Origin of the sequence: Streptomyces sp. OR43, from assembly GCF_008042275.1 — a bacterium.
In the GTDB taxonomy this organism is placed as follows: domain Bacteria; phylum Actinomycetota; class Actinomycetes; order Streptomycetales; family Streptomycetaceae; genus Streptomyces.
Genome location: NZ_RDBK01000091.1, coordinates 1 through 1301, shown reverse-complemented (window position 1 = coordinate 1301; position 1301 = coordinate 1). Strand labels below are relative to the sequence as shown.

Genomic DNA, 1301 nt, shown 5'->3' with positions numbered 1-1301 from the left:
CCCGAGGGTCGAGACTCGGGCCGAACCGCCTTCAGGGACCCCGAAAGAGTGAAGGGAACCCTCCGAGTCTCGAACCTCGTGTCTCGAACCTCGTGTCTCGGAACTCGGGTCTTGGTGCTCGGGTCTTGGCACTCGGATCTCGGGTCTTGGGTCTCGGATCCGCCCTCGCCGGCCACCCGCAAGACGTCCTGACCCGCCGGGCGAACGGTGGCCGGCGAGGGCGGATCCGAGACCCAAGACCCGAGATCCGAGTGCCAAGACCCGAGCACCAAGACCCGAGTTCCGAGACACGAGGTTCGAGACACGAGGTTCGAGACTCGGAGGGTTCCCTTCACTCTTTCGGGGTCCCTGAAGGCGGTTCGGCCCGAGTCTCGACCCTCGGGACCCGAGCACCGAGTTCCGGGTTCCGAGATGCGAGCGATGTCTGACAACCGGTAGGTAGAAGAAGGAGGTTGGGGAAACCCTCCCCACCACCCCAACCCGTAACGGCGAGCAAGTGTGACAACTTGTGACCGACTTGCAGCGGAGCGTCGCGACTGCTTACGGTGCCCACGACGTAGCGACCCCGACGCGGTGTAGAAAGCACCGGCCGGGGTCTCACCCCAAGATCGAACAAGAAGGAACCGATCTCGTGGCTACCCCAAACCTTAGCTCCGCCCTGCCGACGCCCCCGGTTCCGGCCCCGTGCCCGAAGGCCAGCCCCGGCTACGGCAAGCGTTCCGTCCCGGACCAGCGCCCGCCCCGCGCCGACGACTTCGCGCTGCTGCCGGAGCGCGAGCGGTACATCGCCGGATACGTCGACACGCTTCCCGAGGGCGCGGCGATGAACATCAAGTCGCTGGCCAAGTGCCAGCCTCTGTACGGGCAGATGGCCGTCGGCAGCGCGCTGCGGGCCCTGGGCGTGGCCGGTCACCTGCGCCAGGCGCGGTGCGCGGTCGGCGACGGCGACACGCTCCGCTGGGTCACGCGCACGTTCTGGTCGCGGACGGCCCGCGACAACGAGTGGTGGACCACCTTCCTCGCCACCGAAGCGACCCACCGCCTGCCAGGGACAGGCCGCAGGTGACAGCGAGGAACCCGCCTCCCCAGACGAAGCCGGTCATTCCGCCGAGGGCAGCGAGCGCGACCGTCCATGCGGCGACTGTCCTGGAGCTCATGTGCTCGGGGGTGGCATCCACGACGGCAGTATGGCAGCCGACGCCACATGGCCGGCGTGGAGTTGCGTGCGTCAGTGACCACCGGCCGGGGCGTGGGACCGTCAGCGGAGCTTCAGTTGTTCGCGAAGGCGCGTCACGTGGGCC

At 68.3% G+C, this 1301-nt stretch carries 1 protein-coding gene; it reads left to right on the top strand.

Translation table 11 applies throughout. The features are described from left to right. Window positions 1-631 precede the first annotated feature (631 nt). The gene (locus EAO72_RS40980; protein ID WP_410090564.1) at window positions 632-1066 is read left to right on the top strand and encodes a hypothetical protein; all 435 of its coding nucleotides are present in this window, start codon (window positions 632-634) and stop codon (window positions 1064-1066) included. Window positions 1067-1301: the final 235 nt, after the last annotated feature.